This is a genomic window from Neorhizobium descurainiae (genome assembly GCF_051400715.1).
GTDB lineage: Bacteria > Pseudomonadota > Alphaproteobacteria > Rhizobiales > Rhizobiaceae > Neorhizobium.
Map to the genome: position 1 here is coordinate 244,525 of NZ_JBLFFK010000001.1, position 15,354 is coordinate 259,878.

9 protein-coding genes and 2 pseudogenes are annotated in these 15,354 nt (G+C 64.0%); 1 reads left to right on the forward strand and 10 read right to left on the reverse strand.

What is annotated here, in order from left to right; genetic code table 11:
* Positions 1 to 22 precede the first annotated feature (22 nt).
* Positions 23 to 2,374: a polysaccharide biosynthesis tyrosine autokinase gene (locus ACMGE0_RS01150; RefSeq protein ID WP_436814026.1), complete on the forward strand. Its 2,352-nt coding sequence runs from the start codon at positions 23 to 25 to the stop codon at positions 2,372 to 2,374.
* Between the two features lie 33 nt (positions 2,375 to 2,407).
* Here the strand turns inward: ACMGE0_RS01150 and cysG are convergent, their stop codons facing one another.
* The 10 genes and pseudogenes from cysG to ACMGE0_RS01200 form a co-directional block, all read right to left on the reverse strand.
* Positions 2,408 to 3,916 (reverse strand): siroheme synthase CysG, encoded by a 1,509-nt coding sequence (gene cysG / locus ACMGE0_RS01155; RefSeq protein ID WP_436814027.1) that lies wholly within the window; start codon positions 3,914 to 3,916, stop codon positions 2,408 to 2,410.
* Positions 3,888 to 4,904 (reverse strand): annotated as a pseudogene (locus ACMGE0_RS01160) (molybdopterin dinucleotide binding domain-containing protein); the annotation flags it as partial. The gene cysG and the pseudogene ACMGE0_RS01160, both read right to left, overlap by 29 nt.
* Before the next feature lie 195 nt (positions 4,905 to 5,099).
* A pseudogene (locus ACMGE0_RS01165) lies at positions 5,100 to 6,737 on the reverse strand (molybdopterin-dependent oxidoreductase); the annotation flags it as partial.
* Positions 6,738 to 6,768: 31 nt separating this feature from the next.
* Positions 6,769 to 7,620, reverse strand: a complete 852-nt coding sequence (locus tag ACMGE0_RS01170) for a formate/nitrite transporter family protein (RefSeq protein WP_436814028.1) — start codon at positions 7,618 to 7,620, stop codon at positions 6,769 to 6,771.
* Positions 7,621 to 7,668: 48 nt separating this feature from the next.
* On the reverse strand, positions 7,669 to 8,004 hold the full coding sequence (gene nirD / locus ACMGE0_RS01175) for a nitrite reductase small subunit NirD (protein ID WP_436814029.1): 336 nt from the start codon (positions 8,002 to 8,004) through the stop codon (positions 7,669 to 7,671).
* Positions 8,005 to 8,008: 4 nt separating this feature from the next.
* Positions 8,009 to 10,459: a nitrite reductase large subunit NirB gene (gene nirB / locus ACMGE0_RS01180; RefSeq protein WP_436814030.1), complete on the reverse strand. Its 2,451-nt coding sequence runs from the start codon at positions 10,457 to 10,459 to the stop codon at positions 8,009 to 8,011.
* 4 nt (positions 10,460 to 10,463) lie between these two features.
* The gene (locus tag ACMGE0_RS01185; protein WP_436814031.1) at positions 10,464 to 11,261 is read right to left on the reverse strand and encodes an ABC transporter ATP-binding protein; all 798 of its coding nucleotides are present in this window, start codon (positions 11,259 to 11,261) and stop codon (positions 10,464 to 10,466) included.
* 68 nt (positions 11,262 to 11,329) lie between these two features.
* Complete coding sequence (gene ntrB, locus ACMGE0_RS01190) at positions 11,330 to 12,220, reverse strand: nitrate ABC transporter permease (RefSeq protein ID WP_436814032.1); 891 nt, start codon at positions 12,218 to 12,220, stop codon at positions 11,330 to 11,332.
* 181 nt (positions 12,221 to 12,401) lie between these two features.
* Positions 12,402 to 13,700 carry a CmpA/NrtA family ABC transporter substrate-binding protein gene (locus tag ACMGE0_RS01195; protein ID WP_436814033.1) on the reverse strand — a complete coding sequence of 433 codons (1,299 nt, stop codon included), beginning with the start codon at positions 13,698 to 13,700 and terminating at the stop codon, positions 12,402 to 12,404.
* Between the two features lie 342 nt (positions 13,701 to 14,042).
* The gene (locus ACMGE0_RS01200) at positions 14,043 to 15,320 is read right to left on the reverse strand and encodes a CmpA/NrtA family ABC transporter substrate-binding protein (RefSeq protein ID WP_436814034.1); all 1,278 of its coding nucleotides are present in this window, start codon (positions 15,318 to 15,320) and stop codon (positions 14,043 to 14,045) included.
* Between the last annotated feature and the right edge of the window lie 34 nt (positions 15,321 to 15,354).

Consider the following 15,354-nt stretch of genomic DNA (forward strand, 5'->3'; position numbering starts at 1 on the left):
AAAGCTCCGGAAAGCGAGCCCTATGGATCAGGTAAACTTTAGACCCAGAACAATATTTCCGAGTGAGACGCGCGACAACGACACGTTCATCGACCTGGACAAGCTCTGGGCGGCGGCGATCCGCCGCTTGAGCGTGATCGTCATCTGCCTTATCGCGACCGTCGCCCTCGCAGGGCTTTATCTCTTCACCGCAAAGCCGATCTACACGGCGCTGACGCAAATCCTCATCGACGACAATCTTTCGCGTTATGCCGAAGACGAGCAGGACAGCCAGACTGCGCAACAGATCGACAACCGCATGTCGAGCGCCGTGGAAATCCTGAAATCCAAGGCGCTTGCGCTGCGCGTTGTGGATCAGGGCAAGTTCGACCAGAACGAGATGCTGGTGAACCCGCCGCAATCGCCCGTCGATCTTGCCAAAGGCGCGATCAAAAGCGTCGTCACCATGCTGACGCCCGGCGGTCCGCCGCCGTCGGAAGAGCTCGAACGGCTCGGCCGGCGGGAAAAGGCGGCTGCCATCCTGCAACAGTCGCTGACGGTCGAGCGCGTCGGACGCAGCTCGGTGATCGCGCTCTCGGTTCGTTCGCCCGACCCGCAGCTTTCGGCAACGGTCGCGCGGACTTACGCGGATTCCTATCTCACCGACCAGCTCAACGCCAATTTCGACGCGTCCGAGAAGGCATCGCTGTGGCTGCAGGAGCGGCTGAACGACCTCAACGCCCGCTCCCAGCAGGCGTCGCTCGCCGTGGAGCAATACAAGGTCGAGCACAATCTCGTCTCGCCGCGCGGGGAACTGCTTTCGGCGCAGCAGCTTTCCGATCTCAACAGCCAGCTGATCGTCGCCCAGGCGGATGCCGCGAGCGCTTCGGCGCGCTACCAGCAGTACCAGGCGATCATCGACAAGGGAGCGGAAGCCGCCGTTCAGAATGCCGTGGTTTCGGCGCGTGACACGGACAATACGGTCATCCAGGATCTTCGGAAGCGCTATATCGCGATCAACGACCGGGAGCAGGGGGTCGTCCAGCAGTTCGGCGCAGACCATCCGCAGGCCATCGCCCTCAAGGCGGAAAAGAACGATGTCTCCCAGCAGATTTATCGCGAACTGCGGCAGTTGACCGGCAGTTTCCGCAATGAGTTCGAGGTGGCGAGTTCACGCGAGAGGTCGCTCCGCGAAAGCATCGAGAGGGTTGCGGGTCGAGATTCGCAGGCCAATGTCTCGATGGTTCAGCTCCGCGAGCTGGAACAAAGGGCAACGGCGCTGAAGACGCTCTACGAATCCTATCTCGGCCGCTTCGAAGAGGCCACGCAGCGCCAATCCTTCCCGATCGCCAAGGCGCGGGTGATCTCGGATGCCGGCCTTCCGACCGCGCCATCAAGCCCGCGCAAGACGCTGACCATGGCGCTTTCCATCGTGCTCGGCCTGCTCATCGGCGGTGCGGCGGCGACGCTGCTCGAATTCCGCGAGCGGTTCTTCCGCACCGGCGACGACGTGCAGGACAAGCTGGGGCAGCGCTTTCTCGGCTATCTGCCGAAGGTGAATACTGCTCTTGCGGAAGAAAGCACGGCGCCTCCGGCGCCGCCAGCGGCTACCGAGGGAGAGGCTGCGGCCGCTCCTCCCGGCAATCCCATCTCGTTCCGGCGCCTGATGCGGATCGCGGTGGAGGCGCCGCGGTCGCATTTCGCAGAAACGCTGCGCAACGCCAAGCTTGCCTGCGATATCATGCTTCAGGACCGGAAGTGCCGGGTGATCGGCGTCGTTTCCTGCCTGCCGGGCGAGGGCAAGTCCATGGTCGCCGCGAATTTCGCCGGCCTGCTCGCATCCACCGGCGTGCGGACGCTGGTGATCGACGCCGACCTGCGCAATCCCGGCCTCAGCCGCATGCTCGGCAGCGAGCCGGATGTCGGCCTCGTGGAAGTCATTCTCCAGAAGACGTCCTGGACCAGCGCCGCACGCGTCGACCGCAGGTCGCGGCTGACGATCCTGCCGATGACGATGCGCAGCCGCAATCTCGCCCATACGAGCGAGCTTCTGGCATCCTCCGGCATGAGCCAGTTCCTCGAGAGCATCAAGGAAACGTTCGACGTCATCGTCGTCGATCTGGCGCCGCTGATCCCGGTGATCGATGCCAAGGCCTTCGAACCCTATGTCGACGGGTTCCTCTTCGTGACCGAATGGGGCGTGACGCCTGCCAAGGCCGTGCAATCGGTGCTGCGTTCGGAACCGCAGATCGCTTCCAAGACGGTCGGCGTCATCCTCAACAAGACCGAGATGTCGGAACTGCACCGCTATGCCGATCCGGGTGCCCCGGAGCGGCTGCGCAGCAGCTATGCCTCCTACTACAAGGACAAGGAAGGCGTGGCGGCGTCGCGATAACCCGAGAGAAAAATCGTTCTCTTGTTCGGCGGTTCAGGCTGTGAGGCGTGAGCCGCCGAACGCCGTGTGATCGGCGGACAGAATATCTGCGCCGGCGGCGAGACGAGCCTTGCGGAAAACATCGCCGATGCCGATCAGGACGGGTTCATCGACGCCGATTTCCTTCATGGCCTCCGCCATGTCGCCGAGTGGCCCGGCCCAGCGCCGCTCGTTCGGCCGGGTCACCGCGCTGACGATGACGACCGGCATGTCCGGCGTCATCCCTGCTCCCGAGAGCTTGGCGGCAATCTCTCCGGCGGTGCGGCCGGCCATATAGTAGATGGTCGTGGTTCTGGGGATGGCGAGGTCTTTCCAATCGAGATTGTCCGGAAGGACGCCCTTGCGGGAATGTCCTGTGACGAAACGCACGCCCTGCGCATGGTCGCGATGGGTGAGCGACACGCCGAGCCGCGAGGCCATGGCGCTTGCGGACGTGATGCCCGGCACGACGTCGACCGAGATGCCTTCCCGTTCCAGGCAGTCGATTTCCTCGCCGGCGCGGCCGAAGATCATCGGGTCGCCGGATTTCAGACGGACCACGCGTTTGCCGGCCCTGGCGAATTTGACCATCATCTCGTTGATGTCTTCCTGCCGGCAGCTCACGCGGCCGCCGCGTTTGCCGACCAGCATGCGCCTGGCTTCGCGGCGGGCAAGCTCCAGCACCTCGTCGGAGACGAGATCGTCGAACAGGATGACGTCGGCCGCCTGCAACGCCCGCACTGCCTTCAACGTCAGCAGTTCGGCATCGCCCGGGCCTGCGCCGACGAGCGTGACGCGGCCATGCCCGGAAGAGTAGGCGGGAGCTTCCGAGAGCCTTTCGGCTTCGCTCAGAAGCTCCCCGCCGGCGCCCTCCTCCGGCGTATTTGAACCCGCAAAAGCACGATCGACGAAGCGCTCCCAGAAGGCGCGACGCTGCGGCCCGGGCGACAGACGCGCATTGATCCTTTCCCGTAGCGACTGGGCGAGCTCCGCCCAGCCTTTCAGGGATTGCGGCAGTAGGGTCTCGATGCGGCGGCGGATCGCTTGGGCGAGGATCGGTGCCGCGCCGTCGGTCGAGATCGAGACGACGACCGGCGAACGGTTGACGATCGAGCCGAACTGGAACTGGCAGAAGGCGGGCTTGTCGATGACGTTGACCGGTACGCCGGCCGCACGCGCCGCATCGAAAAAGGCTTCCGCTTCCTCGTCTTCCTCGCAATCGGCGATGGCGAGCGCGGCGCGGGAGAAGATGCCGGGATGCCAGGCGTCGGCATGATGGATAAAGCCGCCCTGCGGATGTTCGGCGCCGCGGGCGATCAGCTTTTCGAAAGTCTCCGAAAGCTCTTCCGCATGGACATGCACCTCGGCGCCGCAGGCGGCCAGGAGTTCGGCCTTCCATGCCGCCGCATCCGATCCTCCGGCGACGATCACGCGCTTGCCTTCGAGCGCCCAGAAGACCGGGAGCTTGGCCAGAGGCGCCATGCGGGCGGGCGCTTCATTCCGCTGCTGCTGCAAGACATCCATCGATGATCCCCCTGATTTCGGCGCGGCAGGAGCCGCAATTGGTGCCGGCATTGGTTTCCTTGCCGACGGCTTCGACGCTGCGGCAGCCGCCGCGCACTGCTGCGACGATACGGTTCACGCCGACCGAGAAGCAGGAGCAGACGGTGGCACCCGGATCGGGCTGGTCGGAGCCCGGGCGGCCTGCGACGATCGCGAAGCGCTTGCGTAGGTCGGAGTGCTTGGCGGCCAGCTGGCCGATCGCCCAGTTGCGGGCGACCGCGACCGGCTCCCGGGCGAGGAAGAGCGCCGCGAGCAGTTTTTCGCCGTCGAAGAAGGCGAGGCGCAGGTCTCCGGTCTGATGGTCGGCATAACCGAGCGGTTCGATTTCGGCCGGGATGGCGAAGGTCTCGCGGCACCAGGTTGCCCAGTCCTCGACGGTATCCTTGAAGGCAAGCTCGATCCGCCAGCCGCCATCCGCCTTGGCGAGTGCCCAGTAACCTGCCATTGGCGCATGCGGTTTGGCGGCCGAGACCGCAAAGCCATAGAACGCGGCCGAGAAGGGCCGAGCGGCGATCGCGACATTCTTCGACGCCGGCTGGCCGGAGTGAGGATCGGTGACCGGCGCGACCAGCGCATCGATGCGCGCCCGAGCCGCGAATTGATCGTTCCAGTGCATGGGTACGAAAATGCTGCCGCGGGCCTGCCGCTCCGTGACGAGAGCGCGGACCACCGCCTTGCCATAGGGGCTTTCGAGTTCGACCAGGCCGGCGCCGTGAATGCCGAGCTCCATCGCATCCTGAGGATGGAGTTCCACGAAGGGTTCGGCGATATGGCCGGAAAGCCTTGCGCTTTTGCCGGTCCGCGTCATCGTGTGCCAGTGGTCGCGGATGCGGCCGGTATTCAGCGTCAAAGGGTATTTTTCGTCGGTCCGGCCGGTCGCCGGTGCCTCTACGGCGATGAAGCGCGCTTTGCGATCCGGGTGGTAGAAGTGGCCATCGGCGAAGAAACGCTTGTCGGCGCTACCCCCCTCTGCCCTGCCGGGCATCTCCCCCTCAAGGGGGGAGATTGGCCGGGCGGAAGTTCCTCCGTCCCACTCATCGCTTGAATAGGTCGCGTCGTTTCCTTTGGAGAGATTGTCTTGCAGCTTGTGATCTCCCCCCTTGAGGGGGAGATGGCCGGCAGGCCAGAGGGGGGTGCCTTCAGCAGCAGGTGCCGGCCATTGAAAGGGGGAGAGGCTATCATAGGCCGCGCCGTCGATATCCGCATAGGCGCCGATGTCGAAATCGCGATTGCCGTTGTTCTCGAAGGCGGAAAGGGCTGCGTGTTCGGCAAAGATCTCGGCGGGAGAGCGGAAATCGAAACCGGCAAAACCCATGCGCCGGCCGACTTCGGCCATCTGCCACCAATCGGCTCTGGCCTCTCCTGGCGCTGCAAGGAACGGCCGCTGGCGGGAAATGCGGCGTTCCGAATTGGTGACCGTGCCGTCCTTCTCGCCCCAGCCGAGCGAGGGGAGCAGCACATGCGCATGGCGCGCGGTATCGGTGTCGCGCAGGATGTCGGAGACGACGACGAAGGGGCAGGCCTTTATCGCGGCTTCGACGGCATCGGCATCCGGCATCGAGACGACGGGATTGGTCGCCATGATCCAGAGCGCCTTGATGCGCCCGTCTGCGACGGCGCGGAACATGTCGACCGCCTTCAGACCCGGCTTCGGCGCGATGGCCGGCGAGTTCCAGAAGCGCTGCACGCGGTCGCGGTCCGCCGCGCTTTCGATCGCCATATGGGCGGCGAGCATGTTGGCGAGCCCGCCGACCTCGCGCCCGCCCATGGCGTTCGGCTGGCCGGTCAGGGAGAACGGCCCCATGCCCGGACGGCCGATGCGGCCGGTCGCCAGATGGCAGTTGATGATCGCATTGACCTTGTCGGTGCCGGATGAGGACTGGTTGACGCCCTGGCTGTAGCAGGTGACGGTCCTTTCCGTCGCTTCGAACAGGCGGTAAACCTCACGAAGCTGCATGGCCGTCAGGCCGGTGCGTTCGATCAGTTCATCGAAGGAAAGCGCCGATGCGGCGGCGAGCGCTTCTTCAAAACCTTGGGTATGAGAGCCGATGTAAGCCCCGTCGATAGCCTGGCCGGCGGCGAGATGGGCGAGCAGGCCCATGAACAGCGCCACGTCGCCATCCGGCCGGATCGCAAGATGGAGGTCGGCGATATCGCAGGTCATCGTCCGGCGCGGATCGATGACGACCACCTTCATCGACGGCCGGGCAGCCTTTGCCGCCGCCAGCCGCTGGTAGATCACCGGATGGCACCAGGCGAGGTTGGAGCCGGTCAGGATGACGAGATCGGCGAGTTCGAGGTCCTCATAAGTGCCCGGCACCGTATCGGCGCCGAAGGCGCGGCGATGGCCGGCCACCGAGGAGGACATGCAGAGGCGGGAATTGGTGTCGATGTTCGCAGAACCGATGAAGCCTTTCATCAGCTTGTTGGCGACATAATAGTCCTCGGTCAGCAATTGGCCGGAGACGTAGAAGGCCACCGAATCCGGTCCATGTTCGGCAATGGATCGGGAAAACTTTCCGGCGACGAGATCGAGCGCCTCGTCCCAGCGCGCCCGCCTTCCGCCGATCTCGGGAGATAGCACGCGGCCGTCGAGGCCGATCGTCTCGGCAAGCGCCGAGCCTTTCGAACAGAGGCGGCCGAAATTGGCCGGATGCTCGGGATCGCCCTTCACCGTCACGGCGCCGTGGTCCGCCCCGGTCGCTCCCGCCGTGGCGATCACGCCGCAGCCGACGCCGCAATAGGGGCAGGTGGTTCTGGTGGACGTGCCGCCTGCCTGCATTTCCGTTTCCAGAACCTCCGCCCCCATCGCCTCACTCCGCGGGAACGCCGGCGGGATTGGTCACGCGGGCGGCCGGAGCGGCCTGCTTGCCGCTTTTTCTGCCATGCGTCGAATAGAGGGTGAGGCCCACGAAGGTGAGGCCGCCCACGAGGTTGCCGATCACGGTCGGGATCTCGTTCCAGATCAGATAGTCCATGACCGAGAACTTGCCGCCGAGCAGCAGGCCCGAGGGAAACAGGAACATGTTCACGATGGAATGCTCGAAGCCCATGTAGAAGAAGAGCATGATGGGCATCCACATGCCGATGACCTTGCCGGACACGGAGGTCGACATCATCGCGGCGACGACACCCGTCGAAACCATCCAGTTGCAGAGCACGCCGCGGATGAAGAGCGTCAGCATGCCGGCGGCGCCGTGTGCGGCATAACCCAGCGTGCGGCCTTCGCCGATATGGCCGATCCTCTGGCCGACTTCGTTCGGGGCTTCGCTGAAGCCGAAGGTGAAGATGATCGCCATCATGACCGCGACGATGAAGGCGCCGGCGAAATTGCCGACGAAGACGAGCGACCAGTTGCGCAGCACGCCATTTGCCGTGACGCCCGGGCGCTTGTCGATCAGCGCGAGCGGCGCCAGCGTGAAGACTCCGGTCAGGAGGTCGAAGCCCATGAGATAGAGAAGGCAGAAACCGACCGGGAACAGGATGGCGCCGGCCAGCGGATTGCCGGTCTGCACCGTGATGGTCACGGCGAAGGCGGCGGAAAGGGCGAGGATGGCGCCCGCCATGAAGGCGCGGATCAGGGTGTCGCGCGTCGACATGAAGACCTTCGCCTCGCCGGCGTCGATCATCTTGGTCACGAACTCCGTTGGATGGACATAGGACATTTCAACTCGTCTCCCTAGGGTATGCGTTGTTTGAATTGGCCGCCGCGGCTATTCGGCTGCGACAAGCTGCTCTTCGAGAGCCATGAAAATGTCTTCGCCGCGCAGCTCGAGCCGGATGGTCCGGACCGAACCTTCGTCTGCGCCGAGCGCCTTGCCGGTTTCGAGCGAGATCACCCAGTTGTGCAGCGGACACGTCACCGAAGTTCCGTGGACGATGCCCTGGCTGAGCGGTCCGCCCTTGTGAGGGCAATGGTCCTCGATGGCGAAGACCTGGTTGTCGGCGGTGCGGAACACGCCGATCTTGCCTTGCGGGGTCTTCACACAGCGCGCACCGCGGAGCGGAATGTCGGTCAGCTTGCCGATCGCGATCCAGTTCATCGTCATCTCCTCACTCAGCGGCCTGATTGAAGCCGACGGTCGCCATCGGCTTGAATTCGTGCTTGTCCTTGCCGGAGACGCGTTCCGACCAGGGATCGACCTGGGCGAATTTCTGGGAGAAGACGAAGCGGTCGTAATAGGCCTTGCGCTTCTCGTGATCCTCCATGATCTGGCGGCGGATTTCGTCGAGGCCGATGCGCTTCGCCCACTTGTAGATGCGCTCCAGGTAACGGCCCTGTTCGCGATACATCTGAGTGAGCGCCACGATGTGTTCGAGCGCCTCGTCCTCGGTCTTCACCAGGCCCAGGACTTCCGTTCCCTTGATGTCGAGACCGGCGGCGCCCGCGAAATGGATTTCAAACCCGGAATCCACGCAGATGACGCCGATATCCTTGCAGGTCGCCTCGGCGCAGTTGCGCGGACACCCCGAGACCGCCATCTTCAGCTTGGCCGGCGTCCAGGAGCCCCACATGAACTTCTCGATGCGGATGCCGAGACCCGTCGAATCCTGCGTGCCGAAACGGCACCAGTCGGAGCCGACGCAGGTCTTCACGGTGCGGAGCCCCTTGGCATAGGCCTGGCCGGAGACGAAACCGGCCTTGCCGAGATCGGCCCAGACGGCGGGAAGATCTTCCTTCTCGACGCCGAGCAGGTCGATGCGCTGGCCGCCGGTCACTTTCACCATCGGAATGGCGAACTTGTCGACCACATCGGCGATGGCGCGCAGCTCCTGCGAATTGGTCACGCCACCCCACATGCGCGGCACGACGGAATAGGTGCCGTCCTTCTGGATGTTGGCGTGGACGCGCTCGTTGATGAAGCGCGACTGGTAGTCGTCGGCATATTCGTCCGGCCAGTCGCAGACGAGATAGTAGTTGAGCGCCGGCCGGCACTTGGCGCAGCCGCAGGAGGTTTTCCACTCCAGCTCCTGCATGACGGCGGGAATGGTCTTCAGCTTCTTCGCCTTGATGAGGCGGCGCACGTCATCGTGGCCGAGCTCGGTGCAGGTGCACATCGGCTGGACGGCCTTCGGGTTATAGGCGTCGCCGAGCGTCAGCGACATCAGCTGTTCGACGAGGCCGGTGCAGGTGCCGCAGGAGGCGGACGCCTTGGTATGGGCGCGCACGTCGTCCAGCGAGGTCAGGCCCTTGGCCGTGATCGTCGCGGTGATCTTGCCCTTGCATACGCCGTTGCAGCCGCAGATTTCCGCATCATCCGGCAAGGCTGCAACGGCCGCCATAGGGTCCAGCGGGGAACCTCCCTGATAGGCCTGGCCGAAGATCAGCGTCTCGCGCATGTCGGAAATGTCGACGGCCTTCTTCTTGAGGTCGTTGAACCAGGCGCCGTCCGACGTCTCGCCGTAAAGCACCGTGCCGATGATGCGGTTGTCCTTCAGAACGAGGCGCTTGTAGATGCCGGCGGTGGCGTCGCGGAGCACGATCTCCTGGCGGTCGTCGCCATCGGCGAAATCGCCGAGCGAGTAGAGATCGATGCCGGTGACCTTGAGCTTGGTCGGCGTATCGGAATGCACGAAAGCCGGTTTGGTGTCGCCGGAGAGATGCGAGGCAGCGATGCGAGCCATCTCGTAGAGCGGCGCGACAAGGCCGTAGACCATGCCGCCCACTTCGGCGCATTCGCCGAGAGCGAAGATATCGCCGTCCGAAGTCTGCATGCCGGCATCGACGACGATGCCGCGGTTGACGGCAAGGCCGGCTTCCTTCGCAAGGCCGGCATTCGGACGGATACCGACCGCCATGACGACGAGGGTCGCCGGGATGATGCGCCCGTCGTCCAGCTCGACGCCTTCCACCTTGCCGTCGCCGACGATCTGCTTGGTATTGGCCTTGCAGATCACCTTGATGCCGCGTTTCTCGACGGCTTTCTGCAGCAGATAACCGGCGGCCGGATCGAGCTGGCGCTCCATCAGCGTCGGCATGACGTGCAGCACGGTCACGTCCATGCCGCGCTGGGCTAGCCCCGCGGCGGCTTCGAGACCGAGCAGGCCGCCGCCGATGACGATCGCCTTTTCGCGCGACTGGGCGGCGAGCAGCATCGCCTGCACATCGTCGAGGTCGCGATAGGTGATGACGCCCGGCAGGTCCTTGCCGGGGACGGGGATGATGAAGGGAACGGAGCCGGTGGCGATCACCAGCTTGTCGTAGCTTTCGGTGACGCCGTGATCGGAGGTCACGGTCTTTGCGGCGCGGTCGATCGCGACGATCTTGTGGCCCTTGTAGAGCGTGATGCCGTGATCGATGTACCAGCCGTCGCCATGGATGACGATCTGCTCGTAGGTCTTTTCGCCCGAAAGCACCGGCGACAGCATGATGCGGTCGTAATTGACGCGCGGCTCGGCGTTGAAGATCGTTACCTCGTAACGGCCAGGCGCCTGTTCGAAAAGGTGTTCCAGCATGCGCCCCGGGGCCATGCCATTGCCGATGATGACGAGTTTTTCTGTCATGGTATTACTCCGCGGCTTCGACGAAGCGGTGGCGTTCGTAGAGGAATTTGAGGACGGCCTCGCGGCACTTCAGATACGTGCGGTCGGAGGCGAGCTCGATGCGGTTGCGGGGACGGGGGATCGCCACGTCGAGCACTTCGCCGATTTTGGCCGCCGGCCCGTTGGTCATCATCACGATACGGTCGGAGAGCAGCACCGCTTCGTCGACGTCGTGGGTGATCATCACCATCGTATTCCCGAGGCGGGCATGGATATCCATCACCGCGTCTTGAAGATGGGCGCGGGTCAAGGCATCGAGCGCGCCGAAGGGCTCGTCGAGCAGCAGGATCTTCGGCTCCATCGCGAGTGCCCGGGCGATGCCGACGCGCTGCTTCATGCCGCCGGAGATCTCCGAGGGCCGCTTGTCCCTGGCATGCGCCATCTGCACCAGGTCGAGGTTGGCCATGACCCAGTCATGCCGTTCGGCCCTGCTCTTGGTGTTCCTGAAGACCTTCGAGACCGCGAGGTTGACGTTCTCGTAGACCGTCAGCCAGGGCAGCAGCGAGTGGTTCTGGAAGACGACGGCGCGTTCCGGACCGGGCTCGTTGACCTCGCGGTTTTCGAGCAGGACCGCGCCGGCGGAGACCCGAGTCAGCCCGGCGATGAGGTTGAGCAGGGTCGACTTGCCGCAGCCGGAATGGCCGATGATCGAGACGAACTCTCCCTTGGAGATCGCCAGGTTGATGCCCTTCAGGACTTCCGAGCGGTTTCCGCCGCGATCGAAATGCTTGTCGATATGGTCGAGTTTGAGATAGGCGGTCATGATTGTTCCCTCTTGTTTCGTGACGCAATTCCGGACGGAAAACCGGTTTCCACTTTTCCTGGAATTGCTTAGCTGGCCGAGGCGCCGCGGGTGACGAGTTTGCCGAGCGCAGCGACCAGCTTGTCGAGGGCAAAGCCGACGATGCCGATATAGGCGAGCGCGACGATGATGTCGGGGAGCCGCGAGGAGTTCCACGCATCCCAGATGAAGAAGCCGATGCCGACGCCGCCGGTCAGCATTTCGGCCGCGACGATGGCGAGCCAGGAAAGCCCGACGCCGATCCTGAGACCGGTGAAGATATAGGGTGCGGCCGAAGGCAGCATGATCTTGAAGAAGAACTCGAACTGGTTGAGCCGCAGGACTTCCGCGACGTTGCGATAATCCTGCGGGATGTTGCGCACGCCGACCGCGGTATTGATGATCACCGGCCAGATCGAGGTTATGAAGATCACGAAGATCGCGGACGGGTTCGAGTCCTGGAAAGCGGCGAGCGACAGCGGCAGCCAGGCAAGCGGCGGCACGGTGCGCAGCACCTGGAAGATCGGGTCGAGGCCGCGCATCGCCCAGACGGACTGGCCGATGATCGCGCCGACGATGACGCCCGTCACCGCCGCAAGCCCGAAGCCGTAGGCGACGCGCTGCAGCGAGACCAGCACTCGCCAGCCGAGCCCGATATCCTGCGAGCCGTAGTTGAAGAAGGGATAGGCGATGAGGTCATAGGCCTCCGTCCAGACCACATGCGGCGAGGGGAGCGACGCATCCGGCGCGGAACAGAGGACCTGCCAGACGAGCAGGATCAGCGCCAGTACGACCGTCGGCGGCGCGACGCTGCGCAATGCGGCCAACGCAAGCTGCTTGAGGTCGATGCGCCGTTGGGGCTGTTTCGCCAGATGCACGATATCTGCCGTCTTGGGCGTCGTCTTCGCGACGGCGGCTTCGTTCTTTGCCAATGCGGACATGGATTATTCCTTCTGGTTCAATGGCCTGGCGTAAAAGTGCCCCTCACCCGGCCTCTTCCCGCAAGCGGGGAGAGGGGACGCGCTCCGCTTGGGTTCGGGAAGAGGCCTTTGCGGCATCCGTCCTTCTCCCCGTGCACAGAGAGAAGGTGCCGACCGGCGGGTGAGGGGCAAGTTTCACGCATCACGACGCAGCCTTGATCGAGAGGCTTTCGAGATAGGCCGAGGGATTTTCGGGATCGAAGACCTTGCCGTCGAAGAAGGTCTCCTTGCCGCGCGAGGGCGAGGCTGGGATATCGGCCGCCGCTACGCCCAGATCCTTGGCGGCCTGGCGCCAGATGTCCTCACGGTTCACCTGGCCCACCAGCGCCTTGATGTCGGTATTCGCCGGCAGGTTGCCCCAGCGGACGTTCTCGGCCATGAACCAGGCGTCGTGGCTCCGATAAGGATAGGAAGCACCGTCCTTCCAGAACTTCATGTAGAGGTCCGTGCCCTTGACCTCGCGGCCGTTGCCGTAGTTGATGTCGCCCTTGAGGCGGCCGAGCACATCCTTCGGCGGCACGTTGAACCACTGGCGCTTGCCGAGGATTTCGGCCATCTCCGCCTTGTTGTCCATGCTGTCGCACCACTGCTGGGCCTCCATGACGGCCATCAGCAGGGCTTTCGCGGCATTGGGGTTCTTCTCGATCCAGTCGGCGCGAAGACCGAGCGCCTTTTCGGGATGGCCCTTCCAGAGTTCGCCTGTGGTTGCGGCGGTGAATCCGATGCCCTGGTTGACGAGCTGCTCGTTCCAGGGCTCGCCCACACAGAAGACGTCCATGTTGCCGACCTTCATGTTCGCCACCATCTGCGGCGGTGGCACGACGATGGTCGAGACGTCCTTGTTCGGGTCGATGCCGCCGGCGGCGAGCCAGTAGCGGATCCAGAGATCATGCGTGCCGCCCGGGAAGGTCATGGCCGCCTTGATCTCCTTGCCCTCGGCCTTCTTCTTCTCGAAGGCGGCCTTCAGCTTCGATGCATCGAGCTGGACGCCGGTCTCGGCATATTCCTTGGCGACCGAGATGCCCTGGCTGTCGAGATTGAGCCGGGCGAGGATCGCCATCGGCACGGGTTTGTTGTTCTGCGTCACCTTGCCGGTATGCATGAGATAGGGGAGCGGCGAGAGGATATGCGCGCCGTCGATGCCGTTCGCCGCGCCGCCGAGCACGAGGTTGTCGCGGGTGGCGCCCCAGGAGGCCTGCTTGGCGACATCGACATCCGGAAGACCGTGTTTTTCGAACAGGCCCTTTTCCTTGGCGATGATCAGCGGTGCTGCGTCGGTGAGCGCGATGAAGCCGAGCTTGACGCCCGTCACCTCAGGACCGGCCGAGGCAGCAAAGGCGCCGGAGGGGAAGGCGATTTTTGCCGCACCGATCAGGGCGGCGGTGGCTGTGGTCTTGAGCATGCTGCGGCGGCTGAGGCCGGTCGTCAAAATCCTGTTCATGCGCAGGTTCCCTCTGCTGGCGGAATTTGGGCACAAAAAAACGCCGCTCGGCGATTGCGTCCGCGGGATGGGAGGGTCCCGGACAGCAAAAACCTTGCGACGTCGGTGTCTTCTGCAAGCGCTTATGGCGCGCCTATCTGCGCCGGTCGCCGTTGACCGGTGCAAACTTTATCACGCAAGCCGCGTGCCAGTTTTGAGGTTCGAGGCTATCCCATTGACAAAGCGGGGAAAGATTCGCTTCGAAAGTTTTCGCTTAAACTTTAAGCGCGGGGCTCTTCTGCAAAGATTTTGTGCGGCTGCTAAAAGAAAGCGCGTAAAGGATGAGCAGCGATTGCGGCGTCTTCAGATTTCGTGCCGGTCGGAATGGCTTGCGAGAGCACCGCGGACGGCGAAGTTTTCGACATAGGCAGAGATGTTCGACGGGTCGAAAACATGGCCGTCCATGAAGCGGTCGCCGTTCCTGCTGCCCTCGGCGCCGATATCGGGTTCCGATGGTCCGACGCCCAAAGCAGTTCGATAGAGATCGGGACGATAGGCGCCGGCGGCGGCGCGCGCACCCGCCTCGCTGAACCCGGTCTGGCCCCAGCGGATCATCTGGCTGTAGATCCACAGTGCCTGGCTCGGGCGCGGATAGTTCGCGAAACCGCGATGGAAGGTGAAATAGTCGGGGATGACGCGGCGGTTGCCCTTGGCGTCGAGGCTGAACTCACCGGCCAGAACATGGCGGATGATATCCACCGGAGCGGCGATGAAACGCGGATCGGCCAGCGCCTCGGCCAGCGCATCATGGTTTCCCGGCTCATCGCACCAGCGGGCAGCCGCGTCGAGCGCGACGATAAGCCGGGAGACGATTTCGGGATGCGTCTCAGCCCATTCCGGCCGCATGCCGATGACCTTTTCGGGGGCGGAGGGCCAGATGTCCTGCTTGGCGGCGACGATGCGGCCGACGCCTCGCCCGGAGGCAACCATGTTCCACGGCGCGCCGACGCAGAATCCGTCGATCGCGCCGGCGGCCAGCGCATCGGAGGTCATCGGCGGCGGCACGACCACAAGCTTCACGTCGCGGTCCGGATCGATGCCGCCGGCGGCGAGCCAATAGCGGAATTCGTAATTGTGCGACGAGAAGGGGTAGGTCATGCCGAGCGTCGGCAGCGGCTCGCCGCGCTCCTTCATGATCCGCAGCACCTTTGCGAGCGCCTGTGCGTTCTCCAGCGCGCTTGCGTTTTCCGAAATCCCGCCGGCCTCGCGCATCCGTTCGAAAAGCCGGATCGAAAGGGTGATGGCATTGCCGCCGCGGCCGAGCGAGAAGGGCGTGATCGTGGGCGAGGGGTTGGAGCCGAGGCCGAGCATCGATGCGACCGGCATGGGCGACAGCATGTGGGCGATGTCGAATTGCCGGAAGGCGAGCCGGTCCCGCACGTTGGCCCAGGAAACATCCTTCACCAGATCGAGCGTCAGGCCTTCCTTCCGGGCAAAGCCGAATTCGGCTGCGGCGATCAGCACCGAAGCGTCGACCAAGGGAATAAAGCCGGCGCGCAGCACCTTCGGACCTTCGCCGTTCGAGCGCACGGGTGCCGCGAGGTTGCTTCCGGATTGGTCGATCTTGCTCATCATGCTCACTCCGGCTTTCTCCCGGGTATTTCTTTACTCGAAT